This window comes from Propionibacterium australiense (assembly GCF_003666605.1).
In the GTDB taxonomy this organism is placed as follows: Bacteria; Actinomycetota; Actinomycetes; order Propionibacteriales; family Propionibacteriaceae; genus Propionibacterium; species Propionibacterium australiense.
In genome coordinates this window covers 1-22,504 of record NZ_RCIV01000008.1, presented here as the reverse complement: position 1 = coordinate 22,504, position 22,504 = coordinate 1, and the positions used below count along the sequence as shown (strand labels likewise).

21 protein-coding genes are annotated in these 22,504 nt (G+C 66.3%); 15 read left to right on the top strand and 6 right to left on the bottom strand.

Annotated features, from left to right (window positions below):
* Positions 1-77: 77 nt before the first annotated feature.
* From D9T14_RS07520 to D9T14_RS07500, 5 genes are all read left to right on the top strand, one after another.
* Complete coding sequence (locus tag D9T14_RS07520) at positions 78-1,748, top strand: ribulokinase (RefSeq protein WP_119161827.1); 1,671 nt, start codon at positions 78-80, stop codon at positions 1,746-1,748.
* A 275-nt stretch (positions 1,749-2,023) separates the two neighbouring features.
* Entirely contained in the window at positions 2,024-2,950 is a 927-nt protein-coding gene (locus D9T14_RS07515; RefSeq protein ID WP_119161828.1) for a sugar phosphate isomerase/epimerase family protein, read from the top strand.
* Between the two features lie 208 nt (positions 2,951-3,158).
* On the top strand, positions 3,159-4,055 hold the full coding sequence (locus D9T14_RS07510; protein ID WP_121592106.1) for an SMP-30/gluconolactonase/LRE family protein: 897 nt from the start codon (positions 3,159-3,161) through the stop codon (positions 4,053-4,055).
* A 535-nt stretch (positions 4,056-4,590) separates the two neighbouring features.
* The gene (locus tag D9T14_RS07505) at positions 4,591-5,598 is read left to right on the top strand and encodes a 3-hydroxyacyl-CoA dehydrogenase family protein (protein ID WP_119161830.1); all 1,008 of its coding nucleotides are present in this window, start codon (positions 4,591-4,593) and stop codon (positions 5,596-5,598) included.
* Entirely contained in the window at positions 5,598-6,902 is a 1,305-nt protein-coding gene (locus D9T14_RS07500) for an MFS transporter (protein WP_220451979.1), read from the top strand. Before D9T14_RS07505 ends, D9T14_RS07500 begins: the two co-directional genes overlap by 1 nt.
* A gap of 131 nt (positions 6,903-7,033) precedes the next feature.
* On the opposite strand, the gene D9T14_RS07495 is transcribed toward D9T14_RS07500, so the two are convergent.
* From D9T14_RS07495 to D9T14_RS07485, 3 genes are all read right to left on the bottom strand, one after another.
* Positions 7,034-7,753, bottom strand: a complete 720-nt coding sequence (locus D9T14_RS07495) for a GntR family transcriptional regulator (protein WP_119161847.1) — start codon at positions 7,751-7,753, stop codon at positions 7,034-7,036.
* A gap of 112 nt (positions 7,754-7,865) precedes the next feature.
* A complete protein-coding gene (locus D9T14_RS07490) occupies positions 7,866-8,828 on the bottom strand; it encodes an N-acetylglucosamine kinase (protein WP_121588180.1) in 963 nt (320 codons plus the stop codon).
* A gap of 123 nt (positions 8,829-8,951) precedes the next feature.
* Positions 8,952-9,362: an NUDIX hydrolase gene (locus tag D9T14_RS07485; protein WP_119161832.1), complete on the bottom strand. Its 411-nt coding sequence runs from the start codon at positions 9,360-9,362 to the stop codon at positions 8,952-8,954.
* A gap of 273 nt (positions 9,363-9,635) precedes the next feature.
* On the opposite strand from D9T14_RS07485, the gene D9T14_RS07480 reads away from it, so the two are divergent.
* From D9T14_RS07480 to D9T14_RS07435, 10 genes are all read left to right on the top strand, one after another.
* On the top strand, positions 9,636-11,741 hold the full coding sequence (locus D9T14_RS07480) for a pyruvate formate lyase family protein (RefSeq protein ID WP_232012330.1): 2,106 nt from the start codon (positions 9,636-9,638) through the stop codon (positions 11,739-11,741).
* Between the two features lie 35 nt (positions 11,742-11,776).
* Positions 11,777-12,028: an autonomous glycyl radical cofactor GrcA2 gene (grcA2, locus tag D9T14_RS07475; protein WP_119161834.1), complete on the top strand. Its 252-nt coding sequence runs from the start codon at positions 11,777-11,779 to the stop codon at positions 12,026-12,028.
* Positions 12,029-12,042: 14 nt separating this feature from the next.
* Positions 12,043-12,906 carry a pyruvate formate-lyase-activating protein gene (gene pflA, locus D9T14_RS07470; RefSeq protein ID WP_119161835.1) on the top strand — a complete coding sequence of 288 codons (864 nt, stop codon included), beginning with the start codon at positions 12,043-12,045 and terminating at the stop codon, positions 12,904-12,906.
* Positions 12,907-12,940: 34 nt separating this feature from the next.
* Positions 12,941-13,342 carry a hypothetical protein gene (locus D9T14_RS07465; protein ID WP_119161836.1) on the top strand — a complete coding sequence of 134 codons (402 nt, stop codon included), beginning with the start codon at positions 12,941-12,943 and terminating at the stop codon, positions 13,340-13,342.
* A gap of 250 nt (positions 13,343-13,592) precedes the next feature.
* A complete protein-coding gene (locus D9T14_RS07460; protein WP_119162920.1) occupies positions 13,593-15,581 on the top strand; it encodes an acyltransferase family protein in 1,989 nt (662 codons plus the stop codon).
* A 165-nt stretch (positions 15,582-15,746) separates the two neighbouring features.
* The gene (locus D9T14_RS07455; protein ID WP_147434117.1) at positions 15,747-16,505 is read left to right on the top strand and encodes an acyltransferase family protein; all 759 of its coding nucleotides are present in this window, start codon (positions 15,747-15,749) and stop codon (positions 16,503-16,505) included.
* Positions 16,406-17,800: an acyltransferase family protein gene (locus D9T14_RS07450; RefSeq protein ID WP_259460215.1), complete on the top strand. Its 1,395-nt coding sequence runs from the start codon at positions 16,406-16,408 to the stop codon at positions 17,798-17,800. The genes D9T14_RS07455 and D9T14_RS07450 overlap by 100 nt, the downstream gene beginning before the upstream one ends.
* Before the next feature lie 93 nt (positions 17,801-17,893).
* On the top strand, positions 17,894-19,264 hold the full coding sequence (locus tag D9T14_RS07445) for a dihydrolipoyl dehydrogenase family protein (protein WP_182482086.1): 1,371 nt from the start codon (positions 17,894-17,896) through the stop codon (positions 19,262-19,264).
* A gap of 32 nt (positions 19,265-19,296) precedes the next feature.
* Positions 19,297-19,977 carry an SDR family NAD(P)-dependent oxidoreductase gene (locus D9T14_RS07440; protein ID WP_197720575.1) on the top strand — a complete coding sequence of 227 codons (681 nt, stop codon included), beginning with the start codon at positions 19,297-19,299 and terminating at the stop codon, positions 19,975-19,977.
* A 114-nt stretch (positions 19,978-20,091) separates the two neighbouring features.
* Positions 20,092-20,715 carry a branched-chain amino acid transport system II carrier protein gene (locus D9T14_RS07435; protein ID WP_197720574.1) on the top strand — a complete coding sequence of 208 codons (624 nt, stop codon included), beginning with the start codon at positions 20,092-20,094 and terminating at the stop codon, positions 20,713-20,715.
* A 221-nt stretch (positions 20,716-20,936) separates the two neighbouring features.
* Here D9T14_RS07435 and D9T14_RS07430 read toward each other — a convergent pair whose 3' ends face one another.
* The 3 genes from D9T14_RS07430 to D9T14_RS13920 all read right to left on the bottom strand — a co-directional run.
* Positions 20,937-21,626 (bottom strand): hypothetical protein, encoded by a 690-nt coding sequence (locus D9T14_RS07430; protein ID WP_119162918.1) that lies wholly within the window; start codon positions 21,624-21,626, stop codon positions 20,937-20,939.
* 183 nt (positions 21,627-21,809) lie between these two features.
* Positions 21,810-22,193 (bottom strand): hypothetical protein, encoded by a 384-nt coding sequence (locus tag D9T14_RS07425; RefSeq protein WP_126464257.1) that lies wholly within the window; start codon positions 22,191-22,193, stop codon positions 21,810-21,812.
* On the bottom strand, positions 22,154-22,504 hold a 351-nt coding region (locus D9T14_RS13920), incomplete at its 5' end, for a hypothetical protein (RefSeq protein WP_220668340.1). The genes D9T14_RS07425 and D9T14_RS13920, both read right to left, overlap by 40 nt.

The window sequence follows — 22,504 nt, the reverse complement described above, 5'->3', positions numbered from 1 at the left end:
CGGATCCGTCCGGTTCTGGACCACCCGGTGGCCGGGCCGCCCGGGGCTCTGCCAGTGCTGCTCGACGAGGAGAACACATGACTGAGAAATACGTAGTGGGATTGGATTTCGGTACGCTGTCCTGTCGCGCGGCAGTGGTCCGCGTCAGCGACGGCGAGATGGTCGGCACGGCGGTCTGCGAGTACCCGCACGCCGTGATGGACACGAGACTGACCGCGGCCGATGGGCAGGAGCTGCCCCCGGACTTCGCGCTGCAGGATCCAGGCGACTATCTCACCGCACTCTACGAGACGGTGCCCGCGGCAGTGGCCGCCTCGGGCGTCAAGGCGACCGACATCATCGGCGTGGGGCTGGACGTCACCTCGGCGACCGTCGTCGCGGCCACGGCGGACGGCACCCCGGTGTGTGAGCTGCCGCAGTTCGCCGACAACCCGCACGCCTGGGTGAAGCTGTGGAAGCACCACGGCGCCGTCGACCAGGCCAAGCGCATCGTCGATGTCGCCACCGAGCGAGGCGAGGAGTGGCTGAGCCGCTACGGCGGCGTGCTCAACTCCGAGATGCTGCTGCCCAAGGTCACCGAGACCCTGGAGTGCGCTCCCGAGGTCTATGCGGCCACCGACGTCTTCTGCGAGGCCATGGACTGGCTCACCTGGCACCTGACCGGTCGGCTGACCTTCGCCGCCGGTTCGTCCGGTTACAAGCGCATCCTCCAGGACGGCCGGTACCCGTCCAAGGACTTCCTGCGCCAGGTGAACCCGGGCCTGGAGAGCGTCTATGACGAGAAGATGAATGCCCCGGTCCTGCCCCTCGGGCACGACGTCGGCGGGCTGAGGCCCGAGGTGGCGGCCAGGCTCGGGCTGCCGGCCGGTATCGCGGTGGCCAGCGGGAACATCGACGCCCATGTCACCGGTCCCGCCGTGCAGGGTGTCGAGGACGGTGTCATGACGGCCATCATGGGGACGTCGGTCTGCTATCTGCTCTCGTGGCCGGCGCCGGTTCCGGTGCCCGGCATCTTCGGGATCGTCGACGGAGGGATCGTCGACGGCTCCTGGGGCTTCGAGGCGGGCCAGACCGCCGCAGGCGACATCTTCGCCTGGTTCGTCGACAGCTGCGTTCCCGCCCGGTACCAGGCCGAGGCCGACGAGCTGGGCATCCCGGTGCACGAGCTGCTCACCCGCAAGTGCGAGCATCAGCCGGTCGGTGCTCACGGCCTGGTGGCACTGGACTGGCACAACGGCAACCGATCGACCCTCATGGACGCACAGCTGTCCGGTCTCATGCTGGGCCTGAGCCTCACCACGACGCCCGAGGACCAGTACCGCGCACTGCTCGAGTCCTGCGCCTTCGGGGCCAGGACGATCGTTGACGCCTTCGTCTCGGCCGGGATCGGCATCAAGGAGCTCGTCGTGGCCGGTGGGCTGACCAGGAACCGTCTGTTCATGCAGATCCTCGCCGACGTCTGCCGCCGCCCCCTCTCGGTCGGTACTGCTGAGCAACCCGGCGCCCTCGGCTCGGCCATCTTCGCCGCAGTAGCCGCCGGCGAGTATCCCGACGTCAAGGCGGCCTCGGCTGCCATGGGGTCGAAGAGGGAGGGCGTCTACCTGCCCGACGAGACCCGCGCGGACCAGTACGACCTGCTCTACGCGGAGTACAGCAGGTTGTACGACTACTTCGGGCGGGGCGACAACGAGGTCATGCACCGGTTGAAGAGCATCCGTGCGCAGGCCCGAGCCGTGACTCCGCGGTGATCTGACCGCTGGCGCCGCAGAGACCAGCATCCCGAAGCCCTGGGTCCCCACCTTCATGAGGTGGGGACCCAGTCGCCTGTGAGGGGGCCGACAGCAGCCCCTGGCGTGGCATCAGCACGAGCCGTATCCACAGCTTCACGGCTTGTGGCGCGCTGAGTTGGCTGCGGTGCGCCCCCATCGCACCGAAGAAGCCGGAAGCTATAGACAAATAGAATATATGATCTATGATGGTTCCAAGACGTCCGATCAAGGGTGATCGGACGGGAGAGGACCAGATGTACACAGCTGATGCATGGCCCATTGCCTGCAAGATGAACTTCGGGCCAGTTGCCGAGGACGGCACCCCCATCGCCGAGGCTCCGCTCGAGATCTGGCGTGACCAGCTCCTCCAGGTTGCCGAGCTTGGCTTCAAACACTTCGACCCCATGGACGACTGGATTCCCCTCGCTGACATCAGTGAGGAGCGGTTCGCCCAGTTCCAGGTGCTGCTCGATGAGACTGGTCTGGCCTGCGCTGCCATGTCGATCGGGCGGAACAGCGTCATCGACGCGGACCGGGGCGACGAGAACCTCGCCCTTGTGCACCGCACCATCGACAGGGCTTCCGCGCTCGGCGCCACGATCGTCAACATCGGCTTCCAGCAGGACCTCACGGAGCCGCAGAAGAAGGCGTTGTGGTTCTGGCTGGCAGAAGGCCACCACGATGACCCCGCCCTGTACGACCTCGCTGTGGAAAGAGTCAGGGAACTCGCCGATCACGCTCAGCGGCTCGGGCTGGAGATCAGCTTGGAGATGTACGAGGACACCTTCGTTGGAACCGTCGAGGGGGCCCTCCAGTTCCACAAGGACGTGAACCACCCCGCAGTCGGCATCAATCCGGACCTGGGGAACCTCATCAGGCTGCACCGCCCCATGCCGAAGGGTGAGGAGATGTACGAGAAGCTGCTCCCGGTCTCGAACTACTGGCACATCAAGAGCTACATCCGCGACGAGGACGACGTGACGGGCGCCTACATGTCGGCGCCGGTGCCGCTCAAGTACGGTGTCGTGAACTATCGGGCAGTGATCAGGCGGGCGATCCAACTGGGTTACAGGGGGCCGTTCATGACCGAACACTACGGTTCGGACTGGCTCGGAGTCGGCGCAGAGAACGCGGAATACATCCGGCAGGTCCTGCGTGGCGCACTGCGCTCCTTCGGGTGACGCACGGCCTGTCGGGAGCTCTCATGTCGCAGCGTTCCATTTCAGCCGTCATGAACCCGTACTGCGGTGAAGGTGCTGGATGCTTGGGGTGTATGGCTGGTTGGGTAGGAATGCGATGACTCTTTCAGATACCTGTGCCTGCAGCAACTCGCCTTGCATATTGCCTGGCGGTAAGGCTGCGTTGTGACTGGAACTAGGGGAAATCAAGATGATCAAGGATGATGCACGACTAATACTGAGCGAAGCGCCTGAGGTGCTGGGTGATGGTACGGTGACTGCTGGATGGGCTGAAGGTCCCGCGTGGGTGCGGGAAGAAGGTATCCTGTTGTTCAGTGATATTCACGGGAACCGGATTCTGCAATGGAGTGAGGAAACCAACAAGATCACTGTTTGGCAGGAGAACTGTGAATATACGAATGGGCGAACCACCGGCCTGAACGGCGAGATAATCCAGTGCTCGCACGGGAGACGATCAGTTGAGATGGTGCATGATGGTGTCACCTCTGAGATCGTCGGTGAGTGGCAGGGGCGTCGATTCAACTCCCCTAATGACGTCGTCGTCAAGTCCGATGGAACCATCTGGTTCTCTGATCCATCGTACGGGATCCGTCGCCCTGGGGAGGGCTATGAAGGCGAGCTGGAGTACGGTGATCATTGGGTGTTTCGGTTTGATCCGGTCGCCCAGAAAATAGATCCAGTAATCCTCGATGTTGAGATGCCGAACGGACTGGCTTTTTCCCCCGATGAGTCACTGCTTTATTCCAGTGACAACTCAATCGATCTTCCCAACAATGATCCGAATCCGAACGGAACGCATTCCATCAGGGTATACAAAGTACTCGAAGGAAGACTTCTCAAGGGTGGTCGCGATTTCGTGCTGGTCAATTCAGGTATCGCCGATGGGATTCGGGTCGATGAGCTGGGCAATGTGTGGAGTTGTGAATTCGATGGGATTCACATCTACACCCCGGAGGCTCGACTGATCGGATTCGTCCCGACCCCGGAGGGGCACATCGGAAACATGTGTTTCGGGGGGGGGGGTGTGATGGTACGGATGTCTTCATGCTGGCCGGCCACCAGCCGTATCGCCTGCGGACCAGGGTAAGGGATGCATCGCATGTGCTGAGAGGCTGGTGGCGATGATTCCGATTGCTGTGGGTGTTGCCACTGAATCTGGGTGAGAGCATGTCGAGAGATATCAGTGTTGATGTCGTAAACCTGTCAACGGTTTTCGGCTACCTGGCAAGGGATGACAGGCCCGAGGCGGCTGCTGCGGCAGGTTTTGAGCAAGCAGAGTCATGAGGGTGCTTGGTGCAGCGACCGTCCCGGTTTCATCGGAGTGTGGACTCGGTTCCGAAGCTGGTGCTCTGAGCTGCCAGGTTTCCTGCACAGATCAGGTGTTCGGCGTCGGTGCCGCTGATCGGCTGGCAATGTTTCGTCGCACCGACGAGCTGACAGATTAATAATACAAGCGCTTTGCCGTCAAGGATGACGGGTGTGAGTGCTGCAAGCAATTGTTTCGATGCGTGCTGTGGGCGTCGCCCAAGCCCATCGTGGGTTGTCGACCGTGACTTGTCGCAAGGGCGGTGACGACCAATGGCCGAGTTGAGTACGTGACAACCAATTGACAAGGAGTTTTCATGCAAACAATCAACAGTGTGACCGTTGTCGGCGCCGGGTACATGGGCGGCGGCATCGCACAGAGCCTCGCTCTGGCCGGCATGAAGGTCACGGTCGTCGACAGTGATCCCGAACTGACGAAGAAGCAGTTCTCCCGGCTGCTCTCCGAGGCCCAGGACTTTGAGGACCAAGGACTTTACAAGCCGGGCAGCGTCGAGATCATCACGTCGAACCTCGTCTGCGGCACGACGATCGAGGAGGCGGTCAGGGACGCCGATTTCATCGAGGAGGCGGTCTTCGAGAGACCGGACGTCAAGATGCCCGTCCTTGAGCGCATCTCGAAGCATGCGCGTCCTGACGCCATCATCGGGACGAACACGTCGACCATCCCGGTGCACGTCCTGGTGCCGGCCGTTGAGCACCCGGAACGTTTCATGACGGTGCACTTCTCCAATCCTGCGCCGTTCATCCCCGGAGTGGAGCTCGTCGTGGGTGAGGCGACAACCCCTGAGACCATCGCCCTCGTCAAGGACGTGCTGAGCAGGTGCGGTCGGCAGGGGGCCCAGGTGGCTGACCGGCCCGGCATGGTGCTGAACCGTCTGCAGTACGCCCTGCTCAAGGAGGCGACTGCGTGTGTCGAGGAAGGCGTCGCAACGCCCGAGGACGTCGACATCATCGTGCGGACCACCTTCGGTTTCCGTCTGGGGTTCTTCGGGCCCTTCGCCATCGCGGATCAGGCAGGTCTGGATGTCTACGCCAACTGCTTCAAGACCTTCGAGGACGCCTACGGGCCGCGGCTCGCCACCCCGAAGATGCTCTCCGACGCGGTCGCAGCCGGCCGCCTGGGTGTCAAGAACGGCAAGGGGATCACCGGGGACTTCGACGACGAGACCAAGGCCGCTCTGATCGCCTACCGCAACAAGGCGTACGCACGCATGTCAGAGCTTCTTGCCGAACTCGGCCCCGCTCCCGAGGGGGCCACGGTCAAGGATTCTGATCAGTCCGAGGCGTTACATCGGCAGGAGTGATGATCGTGGACTTCGAGAAGGCACTGACGCGCAAGATCACCTTGCGCATCATCCCGTTCGTCATGGTCCTGTACACGGCCGCGTACGTGGACCGCTCGGCCGTCGGGTTCGCTCAGCTGCACATGCAGACCGACATCGGTATCGACGCGGCGGCCTATGGCTTCGGTGCCGGCCTGTTCTTCCTGGCCTACTTCCTGTTCGAGGTCCCCAGCAACTGGATCCTGCCCAGGGTCGGGCCCAGGCGCTGGTTCGCTCGTATTCTCGTGACATGGGGCCTGATCACAGCACTGATGGCTGCCGCGCAGGGACCCATTTCGTTCTACATCCTGCGGTTCCTGCTCGGTGCCGCCGAGGCCGGTTTCTACCCGGGCATCCTCTACTACCTCACCGAGTGGTATCCGCAACGCAACAGGACGAAGGCGACAGGGGCTTTCGTCATGGCGGCTCCGCTGGCGTTCCTCATCATGAGTCCGCTGGCCGGTTGGCTGCTCGGCGTGACCGGTCTCGGCATGGTCGGCTGGCAGTGGCTGTTCGTCGTCGTGGGCGGTGCGGCCGTGCTGCTCGCGATCCCGACGCTGCGTCTCCTGCACGACAGCCCGCACACCGCCCCGTGGATCACCGAGGAAGAAGCCGCCTGGATCGACGCCGAACTGGAGAAGGACCGGCAGGAACTCGGCCAGGCCGATCACAAGAACCCGTTCAAGGCCCTTCTGGACAAGAACGTGCTCCTGTTCGCCGTGCTGTTCTTCCCCTCCACCGTGGGCGTGTACGGACTGTCCTACTGGTTGCCGCAGGTGGTCAGCAAATTCGCGGGCAGCGACATGCAGACCGGCCTGCTCACAGCCGTGCCGTACATCTTCGCGCTCATCGGTATCTGGATCACCTCGCGGTGGGCGGCGCGTTTCCGTGAGAACTGGATCCCGCTGGCCGTCATCTTCGCCGGCGCCGCCGTGGGTATCGGTGCCTCGGCGCTGGTCAGCTCGCCGCTCGCCCAGCTGGCGTGCCTGTCACTCGCGGCCTTCTGCCTGTACTCGATCGCCGGAGTCTTCTGGGCGCTGCCCACCCTGTACGTGATCGGAGCCACTGCCGCGGTCGGCATCGCGGCCATCAACAGCTTCGGCAATCTGGGTGGTTTCGTCGGCCCATACGTCGTGGGGATCATCGCCCAGTCCACCGGTACGACGACGGCAGGCATGCTGTTCCTGTCCGGGGTCCTGTTCCTGGGGGCTGCCGGCACCATGGTCGCCAAGGCCGTCAAGGGCCGCTCTTCTGCGCAACGGGCGTTGAGCGACACGAGTACGTAGTGATCCTCGAAACCGAGGGTGAACAATGACGGGGCCAGGCTTTCCGAGCGTCGGCCTGGCCCCGTCATGGAAATGAAGCCCTTCGGGACTCAACTGGTTACGCAAGGGCGGGCCGGCGTGCGGGCTTCCGGTCAGGATTCGGCCGGAGCATCTGACATGCAGCGGTCGAGGACCTTGCGGAGGTGCTCGGTCATCGCGTCGGCCGCGGCATCCGGGTCACCGGTGGCAACGGCGTCGAGGATCGCGGAGTGCTCCTCGATCGCGAACGAGGCGTCACTGACCTGCGTCCCCAGGGTCTGGCGCATCCGGTGCACGCTGAACGACAACGAGTTCACCGCCCTGCTCAGGTAGCGGTTGCCGCAGTGATCGAGGATCGCCTGATGGAACATCCAGTCTGATTCGAAATAGCGCTTGACGAGAGCCGGATCCTCCAGGGCGTGCGGTTCGGCCATCCTGGCCGCCCACTGCTTGTGGGTGGCAAAAGCCGCATTGAGCGATTGGAGCAACGTTTCGGGATCGCGTTGCATGGCACGGTGCAGGGCGCTCGGCTCCAGGACGAGGCGGGCGTCGACGAGTTCGGCGATCTGCTCACGGGACATGGGCGGGGCGACCCGGTATCCACGGTGCGCCTCACGCGTGACCAGGCCGGTGTGCTCCAGGCGCGCCAATGCCTCCCGGACCGGGGTCTGTGACACCGACATCGACTTGGCGAGCCCATCGATCGACAGGGGAGAGGCCGGGGGAAGCTGCCCAGCGAGGAGCACTTCCAATATGGCGTCGTACACCTCGTCGCGCAATCCGTGAGCAGACAAGGGGTTGAAGCCGGAAAGGCCCTCAGCTGCTGATTTCATGGCCACAGGGTACAAGCCATGAGGCAGTTGCTGTGGTCAGCGCTCCGATGACGATCCATGGTTCAGCGCCTCATGCGAGGACCGCCGTGTGCCGGTGCCGCCGCTCGCCGGGTCACGCATACGCCTCGTGCACCCGCTGCCGCAGGGCCGAGTCGGGGGCCAGGTGTGACATCGTGAAGCAGCCTCCCAGGCCATTGCCGCAGGCGTCGATGATCCTCGCCTGGCTGAAACGCTCACCGATGAGCTGTTCGAAGCGCTCGCGCAGCACCGTGTTGCGGAAGACCTGACCGAGCATGCCCACCGCCGGGTCGGGACGCTCGTCCTGGCCTACGCGGTGCAGCCCGGCCAGTGCCGAGGCGGTCAGTTCGTCGGCGGCGGCCTCGCTGATCGACCTCGCGATCCGGTCGGTGCCGGCCAGCTCCGAGACCGTCTTGGCGTACGAGGCGATCCTCCTCACCTTGTGCTCGTCCGCCTGCAACTCCAGGTATGCCTTCTCCAGATCGGGGAAGTCCCGCTCGACACATTCGCTCAGCGCCGTGGCGGGCCCGCGTCCGTCGTGGGCGCGCATGACGGCGTCGAGCGCCGCCCGTCCGATCCAGTAGCCCGAGCCGGCGTCGCCCAGCAGATAGCCCCAGCCATCCACGCGGGCCACACTGGTCCGCCCCACGGCGAGCGTGACGACCCCGGTCCCGGCGGCCACGACGGCGCCCGGCTGGTCCCCGATCGCGCACAGATAACTCGTCGTCGAGTCATGGGCCAGGAGGACGTGGCTGACGCCGGCGTCCCGGACCAGCGAGAGCAGTTCGGTCGGGTCCGCGTCATCGGTCAGCCCCGAGGAACCCACCGAGACGGTGGGGCAGGGCTCATCGTAGGTGCGCAGCGCCTCGAGGATGTACCCGGCCAGCTGGGGGATCTGCGGTCGGTCGTTCACGACCCCGGGATGAGACGTTTCCGCGATGACCTCACCGTCTCGTCTCAGCTGGGTACGGGTGCCGGTCTGTCCGCCGTCCACGCACAGAACGGTTCCGTCTCGGGTGGGCTTCGCGTCCTTGCCGATCAGGGCGTCGTTGCTCATGCAGCGAGTCTAGTAAGGCGCCCCGGCCGCTCGAAGCGATGGGGTGGGGCGCGGGTTAGCTGCCGGTGCGACGGGTCATGAGAAGGTCATCGTGACCTCCCGTCGGCCGGGCGATCACCCTGGTCAGATGCGGCCGGCACGACGCAGCGCCGGGATGACGTGGTCGATGAGCAGCGGTGCCTGGCGAGGGTCGTCCGCGCAGTCGAGCAGGTCGGTCCACTCGTACGCGGCGATCTCGTGGTCGGTGCGAGCCTGGGCCCCGTCCGGCCAGTCCGCGACGTAGACGGTGCAGTGGATCTCGTCCGCGTCGTCGTTCGCAGGTGCCGAGCGGAAGTCGCCGAGCAGTTCGAGGGACGCCGGATCGAGGTCGAGGCCGAGCTCCTCGGCCGCCTCGCGCAGCGCCGTGTCGAGCGTGCTCTCACCGGGTTCGACCTTGCCACCCGGCAGGATGACGTGGCAGGTCCCGCGTTTGCGCACGTTGAGCACCTCGTGGTCGCGCAGCAGCGCCACCGCGGCCAGCTCGAAGACCTTCATGCCTGCTCCTCACACCGGGTCCGCTGCGAGGCTACCGGGAGACCGTATCCGGCGGCTCAGCCATGGGCGGTGGCAGGGCTGTCTCACTCGTAGCGAACAGTCAAGGGATGGCATCGGATGGCCAAGTGGACATGGCGAAGCCTAGCCTGAACGCAGTGCTGCAGGAAGTACCGGTAGGACCACCAAAAATGTCATACTGACTTGGTGCACCGCGGCACAGGTATGGCCGAGGGAAGATCCCCCAGGCGTACTGGACCAACAGAAAGGCAATCCGTGACCATCGCTGAAGCAGGCACAGTTCAGGCCGAGAATCCCTGGCGCGATTTCGTCACCGGCCCCTGGACTGAGGCCATCGACGTGCGCGACTTCATCCAGCGCAACTACACCCCCTATGAAGGAGACGCCTCCTTCCTCGAAGGCCCCACGGAGAAGACCCTCCGCGTGTGGGACCACCTTGAGAAGAACTACCTGAGCGAGGAGCGCAAGCGCCGCGTCTACGACGTCGACACCCACACCCCGAACGATGTGGACGCCTTCGGTCCCGGCTACATCAGCGAGGACGACGACGTGATCGTCGGCCTGCAGACCGACGTGCCCCTCAAGCGCGCCATGATGCCGAACGGCGGCTGGCGCATGGTCGAGACCGCCATCGGGGAGGCCGGCAAGGAGGTCGACCCCCGAATCAAGGAGATCTTCACCAAGTACCGCAAGACGCACAACGAGGCCGTCTTCGACATCTACACCCCGCGCATCCGCGCCGCCCGCAGCTCCCACATCATCACCGGCCTGCCCGACGCCTACGGCCGCGGCCGTATCATCGGCGACTACCGCCGCGTCGCCCTCTACGGCGTCGACAAGCTCATCGAGTGGAAGCAGGCCGACAAGGACAAGGTCGCCGACCAGCCCTTCAGCGAGCACTGGGCCCGCTACCGCGAGGAGCACGCCGAGCAGATCAAGGCCCTCAAGAAGCTCAAGAAGATGGCCGCCGGCTACGGCTTCGACATCTCCGGGCCCGCCAAGAACGCCAAGGAGGCCGTCCAGTGGACCTACTTCGGCTACCTGGCCTCGGTGAAGTCCCAGGACGGCGCCGCCATGTCGATCGGCCGGCTGTCCGCCTTCCTCGACTGCTACTTCGAGCGTGACCTCAAGGCCGGTCTCATCACCGAGTCCGAGGCCCAGGAGATGATCGACGCGATCGTCCTGAAACTGCGCATCGTGCGCTTCCTGCGCACCATCGACTACGACCAGATCTTCTCCGGCGACCCCTACTGGGCCACCTGGTCCGACGCCGGCTTCGGCGACGACGGGCGCGCCATGGTCACCAAGACCTCCTTCCGGCTGCTCCAGACGCTGCGCAACCTCGGCCCGGCCCCCGAGCCGAACATCACGATCTTCTGGGACAAGAGCCTCCCCAAGGGCTACAAGGACTTCTGCGCCGCCATCTCGATCGAGACCAGCGCCATCCAGTACGAGTCCGACAAGGACATCCGCGCCCACTGGGGCGACGACGCGGCCATCGCCTGCTGCGTGTCCCCGATGCGGGTCGGCAAGCAGATGCAGTTCTTCGGCGCCCGCGTGAACTCGGCCAAGGCCCTGCTCTACGCCATCAACGGCGGCCGCGACGAGATGAGCGGCAAGCTCATCGCCGACGGCTTCGAGCCCGTCTCCGGCGACGGCCCGCTCGACTTCGACGACGTCTGGGACCGCTACGAGAAGATGCTCGACTGGGTCGTCGGCACCTACGTCGAGGCCCTCAACATCATCCACTACTGCCACGACCGCTACGCCTACGAGTCCATCGAGATGGCCCTGCACGACTCCGACATCGTGCGCACCCTCGGCTGCGGCATCGCCGGCCTGTCGATCGTCGCCGACTCGCTGTCCGCCATCAAGTACGCCACGGTGACCCCCGTGCGCGACGAGACCGGCCTCGTGGTCGACTACATCACCGAGGGCGACTTCCCCAAGTACGGCAACGACGACGACCGCGCCGACGAGATCGCCTCGACCGTCGTCCACACGATCATGAGCAAGATCCGCGAGATCGAGCTCTACCGCGACGCCATCCCGACCCAGTCCGTGCTGACGATCACCTCGAACGTCGTCTACGGCAAGGCCACCGGCTCCTTCCCCTCCGGCCACCAGAAGGGCACGCCCTTCGCGCCCGGAGCGAACCCGGAGAACGGCATGGACACCCACGGCATGGTCGCCTCCATGCTGTCGGTGGGCAAGCTGGACTACAACGATGCGCTCGACGGCATCTCGCTGACGAACACCATCACCCCCACCGGGCTCGGCCGCGACAAGGAGGAGCAGGTCAGCAACCTGGTCGGCATCCTCGACGCCGGCTTCCTGCCCAACGACTGCAACGAGTACTGACGACCCCGATACCCGAGAACCAAGGAGACAACAACATGTCCGTCAAGACCTACGCCGAGCGCGTCGCCGACATGAAGGCCAACCGTGAGGAGTCCGGCGCGACCGATGGCCTCTACCACGCCAACATCAACGTGCTGAACCGCGAGACCCTCGAGGACGCCGTCGAGCACCCCGAGAAGTACCCGAACCTCACCGTTCGCGTCTCCGGCTACGCGGTGAACTTCGTCAAGCTCACCAAGGAGCAGCAGCTCGACGTGCTGAGCCGTACCTTCCACCAGTCGGCCTGACATCGCCACAGTCGATGACGGCTGACACGGTGGCGCCGGTCGGGGACAACTCCTTCAAGTCCCCGACCCGGCGTCTTCACGGGGCAGGCCTCGATGGGATCACCACCGAGGACCTGCCCCGCGGCGCTCGCCTGGAGGCGATGCACGAGGGCAGCGTCGGCTCGATCCACTCGTGGGAACTCGTCACGGCCGTCGACGGCCCCGGCACCCGCATGACGGTCTTCTTCGCCGGCTGCCCGCTGCGCTGCCAGTACTGCCACAACCCCGACACCTTCTTCATGGCCAAGGGCCAGCTGGTGAGCGTGGAGGACATGCTCAAACGGGTCGGCCGGTACCGGGGCGTCTTCAGCGCCACCGGCGGTGGCCTCACCCTGTCCGGCGGCGAGGTGCTCATGCAGGCCCCCTTCGCGGCGCGGCTGCTGCACGGCGCCAAGCAGATGGGCATCCACACCTGCATCGACACATCCGGTTTCCTCGGCGCCTCGTGCACCGACGAGATGCTCGAGGACATCGACCTGGTGCTGCTCGACGTGAAGGCCGGCGACCCCGGCCTCTACGAGGAGGTCACGGGCCGGGACCTGGCGCCCACCCTGGCCTTCGGGGACCGGCTGGCCGCCAGGGGAACCGAGGTGTGGGCCCGGTTCGTCGACGTCCCCGGCCTCACCCACGACCCCGCCAACGTGGCCAAGGTGGCCGACATCGTCGCGAGATGGCCGAACGTCACCCGGACCGAAGTGCTCGGCTTCCACCAGATGGGCCGCGACAAGTGGCGTGCCCTGGGCCTGGACTACAAGCTCGAGAACACCCCGGCCCCGACACGGGACCAGCTCGAGGCGACCCGCGACGTCTTCCGCGCCAAGGGCCTCAAGGTCTTCTGAACCTGCCGTGGAGCCTACGCACTGGTGGACCCCCGTGAGCAGACGGCGGGGGCCCCGCGCCTCCGGCGAGCTGCTCGGCCGTCTCGTCGGCGACCGGCTCGTCTCGGTCTCGTTCGTCCTCGATGACTACGTGCAGCTCCAGTTCGACGAGGCCACCATGAACATCGAGGTGTTCCCTCAGGTCTTCCACGCGGGGCGCCTCTGGCGCGACGAGGACCTCGGCTACGCCGACGCCTTCCGCAGGCTCGGGGGCCACGAGGTCATCGCCACGTCCGGGCGCAGCGGTGACGGCCTGCGCATCGGCTTGGACAACGGCGAGATCCACATCAACCCCGGCCGTGACGAGGCCGTCGTCGAGATCGCGAGCCTGCGGGTGGGGGACAGTCGGTGGGGCTCCTGGCGTCCCGGCGAAGGCCCCTTCGAGCACCTGGCCTGAACCGTTCGGCCCTTCCCGGGCGCATCGGTCCCGCCCCGGGCGGTCCCGGATACGGCAACAACCCGGCTCGGCGCCGATCCGTCCGGTAAAATGGCTCGGGCATCCAAGCAGTGTCACCATCTGATGCGCTGTGCGGCGCCCGTGAGGCAGCCGATCATTCCCGAAGAGATAGGCGCATCGAGTGGCTCACAGTTCCGTCGCCCTGCCCGCAGGCGCGCCTGCGCAGAACACCCCCGGCGGGTCTCGTCGTATGGATATTCAGGGGTTGCGTGCTGTCTGCATGATGCAGGTGTTGGTTTATCATGCGTGGTCGGTTGGTTCGCCGATTGGTGTGGATGCCTTCATCATGATCTCGGCGTATTTGATGACGAGTTCGTTCGTGCGGCGGACGGAGCGGGGTCGGATGCCGTTCTTTGTTGAGCGGTGGGTGAATACGTTCAAGCGTTTGTTGCCGCCGTTGGTGGCGACTGTTCTGGTGACCGTGGCGGTGTCGATGGTGGTGTTGCCGCGGACTCGGTGGGGTGAGTTGATCACTCAGGGTATTGCGTCTGTGACGTATTGGCAGAACTGGCGGTTGGCGGAGGTGAGTGCTGACTACTTCGCGGCGAATCGGGGTGTGGCGTCGCCGTTGCAGCACTTGTGGTCGATGTCGATGCAGGGGCAGGTGTTCTTGGCGTGGCCGTTGCTCATGGCTGGGTGTGTGGTGTTGGCCAGGGTGGTGGGTGTCAGGCCCCGCAAGGTCGTCCTCACCGCTTTCCTCCTGGCCGCCGCGGCGTCGCTGTACTGGCTGCTCGCCGTCGCGCCTCGCGGGCGTGCCGTCTACTTCGATACGCGGGCCAGGGTGTGGGAGTTCGCGTTGGGTTCGGCTGTTGCGGCTGCTGCGCCGTGGATCAGGCCGCGTGGTGTGGTGGCGCGGGTGTTGTCGTGGGCTGGGTTCGTGACGCTGGTTGTTTATTGTGTGGTGTCGATCGGGCGTTATCCGGGGCCGATGGCTGCGGTGCCGATGGTGTCGGTGAGTGTGATTCTGCTGGCTGATGCGGCTCCGGTGGCGGGTTCGGTTCAGCGGTTGTTGTCGTGGCGTCCGTTGGTGGCGTTGGGTGACATGTCGTACAGCGTCTATCTGATCCACTGGCCCGTCTTCGTGCTGACGATGGCGGCCCTCGGCCGCTCACAGCTCGGCGCCCCGGAGTCGCTGGGGGCGATCGCCCTGTCGCTCGGGCTCGCGTGGCTCATGCGGCGCTTCGTCGACGGCCCCGCCCAGGAGCATCCGCGCGGCGGCAGGATCGTCGCGAAGAAGACCCTCATCGTCGTGGCCAGCCTGGCCACCGGTCTCGGGCCGCTGTACGGCACCGAGGCAGTGCTCGACAGCCGCCGGGCCGAGGAGCGTGCCGTCGTCGCGGCGGCTCCCGGTGACCCCCGCTTCCCCGGACCGGTCGTCCTGGGCACGTCTGAACCGGTGGACTACACCGCCGAGCCGATCCCCGGCCCGCTAGCCGTCCACGAGAGCTGGGTGCCCGACCTGCCCGAGCCCTGCCCGCCCGAGCACGACGAGTTCCTCGCCGGGACCAAGACCAACTGCTCTGTGTTGTCCGGATCCTACGAGGAGGCGCCCAGGGTCGTCGTCGTCGGGGACTCCCACGCCCAGCAGACGATCATCCCGCTGGCGACCGAGCTCGCCGAGCGCCACGACTGGCAGGTCGCCGCCTATCTCACCGGGTCGTGCGCCTTCGGCATCTGGGACGCCTACCGCGACGACTGCGTGCGGCGCAACGAGGTCGTGCTCGACCTGCTCACCGAGGACCCGCCGGACATCGTCATGGTGCAGTCCACCCAGACGATGCAGGACTGGCCCGGCGAGATCCAGCGCCCCGGCGTGCAGGCCGCCATCGAGTACCTCACCGACCTCGGGATCATCGTCATCGGCGTGCGGGACAACCCGCGTTCGAGTAGCGACTTGTACGAGTGCTCCAGCGAGCGGCCGGCGGACTCGGTCGCCGGAGGCTGCGTCTTCGACCAGTACCAGTACCTGGCCGAGTCCGACCCGGCCGAGGAGTTCACCGCGATCCCCGGTTTCGTCGAGATCGACCCGACCGACCTGTACTGCATCGACGGCGAGTGCTACACGATCATCGGCAACGTCTACGTCTACATGGACAACAACCACATCAACGGCACCTACTCACGGGCCATGGCCCCTGAGCTGGCGGATCGCGTCGACGCGGCGCTCGACCTGTCCTGAACCGGTGCTGCATGCGGAGGGTCGCCGAAATGTGGGGCCTGCGAGGGAAATCCGCTAGATTTGCGTCTCAGCCGGGCATGTCCCAGACCCACCCCCCAGGTCCACGCTCCATCGGCTGCTCGGCGCGTCCTGGCCGATCGATCAGTGGAGTAGGTGCACCAGACGATGAGCTCTGACGCAGGGGTTGATACGACGACGCCCGCAGACACCGCGGGGGCGAGTGGCCGACCCCGTCGTATGGATATTCAGGGGTTGCGTGCTGTCTGCATGATGCAGGTGTTGGTTTATCATGCGTGGTCGGTTGGTTCGCCGATTGGTGTGGATGCCTTCATCATGATCTCGGCGTATTTGATGACGAGTTCGTTCGTGCGGCGGACGGAGCGGGGTCGGATGCCGTTCTTTGTTGAGCGGTGGGTGAATACGTTCAAGCGTTTGTTGCCGCCGTTGGTGGCGACTGTTCTGGTGACCGTGGCGGTGTCGATGGTGGTGTTGCCGCGGACTCGGTGGGGTGAGTTGATCACTCAGGGTATTGCGTCTGTGACGTATTGGCAGAACTGGCGGTTGGCGGAGGTGAGTGCTGACTACTTCGCGGCGAATCGGGGTGTGGCGTCGCCGTTGCAGCACTTGTGGTCGATGTCGATGCAGGGGCAGGTGTTCTTGGCGTGGCCGTTGCTCATGGCTGGGTGTGTGGTGTTGGCCAGGGTGGTGGGTGTCAGGCCCCGCAAGGTCGTCCTCGTGGCATTCGCCCTACTGGCCGTGCTGTCCCTCGGCTGGCTCCTGACAACCGATCCGGGCGAGCCGTCTACTTCGATACGCGGGCCAGGGTGTGGGAGTTCGCGTTGGGTTCGGCTGTTGCGGCTGCTGCGCCGTGGATCAGGCCGCGTGGTGTGGTGGCGCGGGTGTTGTCGTGGGCTGGGTTCGTGACGCTGGTTGTTTATTGTGTGGTGTCGATCGGGCGTTATCCGGGGCCGATGGCTGCGGTGCCGATGGTGTCGGTGAGTGTGATTCTGCTGGCTGATGCGGCTCCGGTGGCGGGTTCGGTTCAGCGGTTGTTGTCGTGGCGTCCGTTGGTGGCGTTGGGTGACATGTCGTACAGCGTCTATCTGATCCACTGGCCCGTCTTCGTGCTCTTCATGGCCCAGTTCGACCGCGCGAAGCTCGGTCTGCGCGGCGGCGTGATCCTGATCGCCGCCTCGCTGCTGTTCGCCTGGTTCATGACCAGGTTCGTCGACGGGCCGGCCCAGCGCTTTCCCCGTACCGGGCGCGTCGTGCTCAAGAAGACCATGGTCGTCCTCGTCTCGCTCGCGGTCGGCCTCGTCCCCCTCGTCAGCGTCGACGTGGTCCTCGATCGGAGCCGTGCGGCTCAGCTGTCGTCGGCCCTGGACGGCGCCGGCGACCCGGACCACACCGGGGCGGAGGCGACCCTCGAACAGGGCCCGGTGGACTACACCGCCGAGCCGATCCCGGGGCCGCTCGCCGTCGGCGAGAGCTGGATACCCGACCTTCCCGAGCCCTGCCCGCCGGGCCAGCAGGAGCTCTTCGGCGAGACGCAGACGCTGTGCAGCTCGATGCCGGCCAGCAACCAGGGCAGACCCAGGGTCGTCATCGTCGGGGACTCCCACATCGAGCAGATGATCACCCCGGTCGCCCTCACCCTGGCCAGCCGTCACGACTTCGAGCTGAGCCAGTACCTGATGGGCGGCTGCTCGTTCGGGCAGCCCGAGTACTACGAGGGCGACTGCCGGCTCCGGAACGAGGTCGTGCTGGACATGCTCACCGAGGACCCGCCCGATGTCGTCATGCTCAGCACGACGGCGGCCGTCCCCGATTCCCCGGACGAGACACTGCGACCGGGCGTGAAGGAAATGGTCGAGCAGCTCTCCTCGCTGGGTGTCGTCGTCATCGGCTTCCGCGACAACCCGCGCTCGAACCAGGACCTCTACGAGTGCTCGAGCGAGCGCCCGAGCGACACGCCGTTCGGCGGATGCTCCTTCCAGCAGAGCCACCACCTGGCGCAGGTCGACCCCGCTGTCGATCTGCTCATGATCCCGCAGTTCCACCAGGTCGACCCGACCGACCTGTACTGCATCGACGGCGAGTGCTACACGATCATCGGCAACGTCTACGTCTACCTCGACGACAACCACATCAGCGGCCCGTACGCCCTCACGATGGCCCCGATCCTGGCCGACCGGGTCGAGCCACTGCTCGGGCTGTAGGGTCGTCCTCGGTGAGGAGCCGGTCCGGCCGTGTCCGCTCACCGCGCAGCCGGGCCCCTGGTGCGGCGGACGAGAGTACATACCCTTGTCGTCATGACCGGACTCAGCGACACGACCCAGACCCTGGACACCGACCTGCTCGTCATCGGCTGGGGCAAGGCGGGCAAGACCCTGGCCAGGGACCTCGGCTCACGGGGCCGGCGGGTCGTCCTCGTCGAACGCGATGACGCCTTCATTGGCGGCTCCTGCATCAACGTGGCCTGCGTGCCCACCAAGGACCTCATCGACTCCGCCGAGCACCGCGCCGGCGCCGAACCGGCCGCCTACCTGCGCCAGGCCATCGCCTCGCGCGACTCCCTCGTCACCAGGCTCCGTGCCGCCAACCGCGCCATGCTCGAGACGGTCGAGGCCGTCACGCTCATCAGCGGCGAGGCCTGGTTCATCGGGCCGCGCCGGGTCCGGGTGCGTGGCGGTGACGAGACCCTCGAGATCACGGCCGACCAGATCGTCATCAACACCGGCAGCAGCCCACTGCTGCCCGATCTGCCGGGCATCGACGGGCCGACCGTGCACACCTCGCAGTCCATCCAGCACATCGCTGCTCTTCCGGAACGGTTCGCCATCATCGGCGGCGGCTTCATCGCCATGGAGTTCGCCTCAATGTTCGCCGCGTTCGGCTCACGGGTCACCGTCCTCGAGCGCTCGGCCCAGTTCGGCGCCGGCCTGGACGACGACGTGCGTGAGGCCGTCGTCGCCACCCTGACCGACCGTGGCGTGCGGATCCTCACCGGCGCGGCCGTCGAGTCCATCGACCCGACCGGCGTGGACACGGCGGTCGGCCGAGTCGACGCGGAGGCCGTCCTGGTCGCCACCGGACGCAAACCTGAGACCGCGGCCCTCAACCTGGGTGCCGCAGGAGTCGCCACCGACGAGCGCGGCTTCATCGTCGTCGACGAGCGCCTCGCCACGTCCGCGCCCGGCGTCTGGGCGGCAGGCGACGTCAACGGGGGACCGCAGTTCACCTACATCTCGCTGGACGACTACCGCATCCTCGCCAGCCAGCTCGCCGGCGACGGCTCCCGCACCACCGCTGACCGATCGGCCGTGCCGAACACCGTCTTCATCACCCCGCCCTTGGCCCAGGTCGGCCTGAGCGAGCGCGAGGCCCGCAGGCGGGGCATCGCTCACCTGGTGGCCTTCAAGAACGTCGCCGACATCGCCGCCATGCCCCGCCCGAAGATCCTCGGCGAGACCCACGGCCTCATCAAGGTGCTCGTCGACCCCGACACCGACCTGCTACTTGGCGCCACCATCTTCTGCACGGACGCCCAGGAGGTCATCAACCTCGTCGCCCTGGCCATGCGCGCCGGCGTCACGGCCACCCAACTGCGCGACGGCATCTGGACCCACCCATCCAGCACCGAGGCGCTCAACGAAGTGCTCGCCGTGCTCCGTCGGCGGTGACAGGCTGGTCCCATGACGAGAGGAGCCCAATTGTGGCACTGGTGATGGTGACAGGGGCGTCCTCGGGACTGGGACGGCTCATTGCGGAGTCCCTGGCTGACGCGGGGCACGACGTGGTGCTGCACCTGCGCAGCACCGACCGGCTCACCGACCGCGACCTGTTCGACCCAGGCCAGGTGAGGGCGGTCGCCGAACAGGCGGGCGCCCTCGGCCACCTCGACGCGGTCATCCACAACGCCGGTGTCATGAGCGGGCGGGACGTCATGGCCGTCAACGCGGTGGCCCCCTATCTGCTCACCGCGCACATGCCGCTGCCCGGACGCATCATCGTCACGTCCAGCTCGATGCACCGCGACGGTGATGTCGGGATCGACGCCGAGGACTTCGAGTTGAGCTCGTACAGCACGAGCAAGTTGTGCGTCACGGCGTTCGCCATGGCCCTCGCCGGCAGCCATGCCGGGACACTCGTCCACGCCGTCGATCCCGGCTGGGTGCCCACGAGGATGGGTGGTCCTGGCGCCCCCGACGACCTCACTGCCGGGCACCGCACTCAGGAATGGCTCGCCACCGCACCCGAGACCGACATCAGGCCGCGCACGGGCGGCTACTGGCGCCACCGCCGCGCCGGCGCGCCGCACCCGGCGGCCCTCGACCCCGGCTTCCAGGGCCGGCTCATCGGCATTCTCGAGCAGCGCACGGGCACGACCCTGTAATGCCCTGCCCGTAGTGAATCAGCCATCGTGCCAGCCGCTGATGCGGGCAGGGTTGCCTCCTCGTCTACTGTGTACGGGTCCCGACCACGCCGCCGCACCAGACGAAAGATCCTCGTGCCTGCCCAGACCAACTCCGCCGGTCACGTCACCACGACCGGGCTCATGCTCTTCGCCCTGTTCTTCGCCGCCGTGGTCGTCCTCGCCTGCCTCACCACCTCGACCGGCCTGCTCAGCGCATGGTCGAGCTATGCCTCGGCGCAGTGGCCGCGGGCGGGCTTCGGCACACAGCTCGTGGCGGGCACCCTGGTCGGGTTCTGCCTGGCGAACCTGGGGCTCGACCTGATCGTGACGATCGTCTCACCCGTCACCCTGCTGCTGTACCCGGTCGCCATCACGCTCGTGGCGGTCACCCTCGTCGACGCGCTGGCCCCCGGCCACCTGCGTGCCGCCTACCGGTGGGGCTCGGTCTGCGCCGGGCTGCTGGGCCTGGTCTCGGCGCTGAGCTCCCTCGGCGTCACCGCACCCAGCGCCCTGCTGGCCCGTACCGGGCTGTGGAACGACGAGACGGGCTGGATCGTCCCGACGCTGGCCTGCGTGGTGGCCGGTGTGGTCATCGACGTCGCGGGCGGGCGCTGGAGCACCCCGGCCCGGGACCGCGGCATGCCCGAACGGTTCCTCGACGAGGGTGGGGCGTCTGTGGTGACGATTCGCCGGGACGGACCTCGGCATGAGCGCTGAAGCCCCTTGAGCGGCCCGCCGGCCACCGGACCCGGTGCCGGGTGGCGCAGCCGGCGCATCAGGCGTCCGGTCTTGGAACGCGTCGCCAGTAAACCGCAGGCCGGGTGCGTCGCGGTGGCCATGGGTGAGCCGTTCGTCCCCGAGCAGGTCACCGGGTTCGACGGCGGCATCGCCGGCCTTCTCGCCGCCGTGCGGCCTGCTGCGGGCCCCCGGGGCCGCCGTCAACCCATCCGCCCCTGGCCCTGCCACGGAGGGTTCTGCCCCTGCCAGGGTGAACCCTGCCCCTGGTCGTATGGGTACGGTCCCTGCCATGGCGGCGTAGGGGCCGAGCCGGGGTACGACGTGGGCGGGTACTGCTGGACCGGTGGGGCGTAGGGGCCTGGCTGCGGCACTTGGTACAGGGACTGGCCGGCTGCGGGCACCGCGGGCGGGTGCGTCATCTGCCACCAGCCGACCCAGCCGATGACGATGATGATGGCGTCGGGCAGACCACCGGAATAGAGGCTGGGGAGCGCGTTCACCTGGTCGTTCGTGACGGCTACGACCATTCCTGCGAGCAGGAGAAGGACGAAGGGAGTGGAGTAGAGGATGAGTGCGGCGAGCACCTGCCCGGAACGGCCGCGATGCGCTGCGACGAGCATCCAGATCGCCAGCGCGACGGGCGCGGCGAGGACGATGAGGAAGAGGACGAGCATGACCGTGAGAGCAGCCGACACATCACTGGGAAGACCAGCCGAGGTGTAACCCTCGGGATAGGTGGGCAGGGATGCCACGGAGAGGAGAAGCGACGAGAGGGCGGACGCGAAGAGCGCGAACAGCGCGAGGCCGAGACCGTGACAGACCAGGGCTGCGATCGCGGCTCCCTTGGCCAGTGTGGCGTTTCCTGCCGGGGTGGGGTTGTTCCAGGTCATGGTGTCGAGACTACGGGTCGCAGACGCGCCCGGCCAAGACCGTGCTCCGGCCCGTCCAGGTGCTCGGCATGACGACTCAGCCCGCAGGCCGTCTCATCTCCTGCCGGGGCGGGCGCGGTCGAGGGCGTCCCGCGCTGATCGTGCTGCGGCGAGGATGCCTGGTGCCGTTCCTCTCGCCGAGCCTCAGCTCATCCGCCCCGGCCCCTGCCATGGTGACTCCTGCCCCTGCCACGGTGAGGTCGGTGGGAACGTCTGGGGCTGGTCGTGGTGGGGCACGGGCCCGTGGCTCTGGGCCGGGGGCGCGGTGGGGAACGGTTGCGACATCTGGTGGGGCGACCGGTCCGGGGCTGTTGCGGACGAGTGCCCCGTGCGCGTCCAGCCGATCCAGCCAAGAATGACGACGGCGCATTCGGGAGCCACCACGAGGAGGACGGCAGGTGAGGTGTTCGAACCGTCGGTGAGGAACCAGACCACCATGCCGACCAGGGTGAGCACGGTCACCAGGGTGAAGAGGACGAGTACCACCTTCACCTGACGTAGGTCGTTGCGGCGTGCGGCGATGAACATGCAGACTGCCAGGACGAAGGGTGAGGTAGCGGCGAGGAGGGCGGCGATGCACTCCAGGAGAAAGATATCCCGGCACTCCTCATGGCATGCCTGTCGTAGTCCTCCATGGCGAGCGCGGCGCCGCCGAAGATGAAGATGATCGGGCCGTAGGCCAAGGCGAAGACCATGACAACGAAGAAGATGGTGGGTTGACCCCAGTGATTAGGGCCAGGGGTTCTGGGAGTTGTCTTGTCGTTCGCGGTTGCGGGCAGGGAGACTGGGTAGATCATGACGAGCAAGAGGAAGCGGCATACGCCCGAGCAGGTTGTGCG

Excerpts from the sequence above, each read along its gene's own strand:
- D9T14_RS07520 (WP_119161827.1), top strand. The coding sequence starts at position 78 with ATGACTGAGAAATACGTAGTGGGATTGGATTTCGGTACGCTGTCCTGT.
- D9T14_RS07515 (WP_119161828.1), top strand. The coding sequence starts at position 2,024 with ATGTACACAGCTGATGCATGGCCCATTGCCTGCAAGATGAACTTCGGG.
- D9T14_RS07510 (WP_121592106.1), top strand. The coding sequence starts at position 3,159 with ATGATCAAGGATGATGCACGACTAATACTGAGCGAAGCGCCTGAGGTG.
- D9T14_RS07505 (WP_119161830.1), top strand. The coding sequence starts at position 4,591 with ATGCAAACAATCAACAGTGTGACCGTTGTCGGCGCCGGGTACATGGGC.
- D9T14_RS07500 (WP_220451979.1), top strand. The coding sequence starts at position 5,598 with ATGATCGTGGACTTCGAGAAGGCACTGACGCGCAAGATCACCTTGCGC.
- D9T14_RS07495 (WP_119161847.1), bottom strand. The coding sequence starts at position 7,753 with ATGAAATCAGCAGCTGAGGGCCTTTCCGGCTTCAACCCCTTGTCTGCT.
- D9T14_RS07490 (WP_121588180.1), bottom strand. The coding sequence starts at position 8,828 with ATGAGCAACGACGCCCTGATCGGCAAGGACGCGAAGCCCACCCGAGAC.
- D9T14_RS07485 (WP_119161832.1), bottom strand. The coding sequence starts at position 9,362 with ATGAAGGTCTTCGAGCTGGCCGCGGTGGCGCTGCTGCGCGACCACGAG.
- grcA2 (WP_119161834.1), top strand. The coding sequence starts at position 11,777 with ATGTCCGTCAAGACCTACGCCGAGCGCGTCGCCGACATGAAGGCCAAC.
- pflA (WP_119161835.1), top strand. The coding sequence starts at position 12,043 with ATGACGGCTGACACGGTGGCGCCGGTCGGGGACAACTCCTTCAAGTCC.
- D9T14_RS07460 (WP_119162920.1), top strand. The coding sequence starts at position 13,593 with ATGGATATTCAGGGGTTGCGTGCTGTCTGCATGATGCAGGTGTTGGTT.
- D9T14_RS07455 (WP_147434117.1), top strand. The coding sequence starts at position 15,747 with ATGAGCTCTGACGCAGGGGTTGATACGACGACGCCCGCAGACACCGCG.
- D9T14_RS07445 (WP_182482086.1), top strand. The coding sequence starts at position 17,894 with ATGACCGGACTCAGCGACACGACCCAGACCCTGGACACCGACCTGCTC.
- D9T14_RS07430 (WP_119162918.1), bottom strand. The coding sequence starts at position 21,626 with ATGACCTGGAACAACCCCACCCCGGCAGGAAACGCCACACTGGCCAAG.
- D9T14_RS07425 (WP_126464257.1), bottom strand. The coding sequence starts at position 22,193 with ATGTTCATCGCCGCACGCCGCAACGACCTACGTCAGGTGAAGGTGGTA.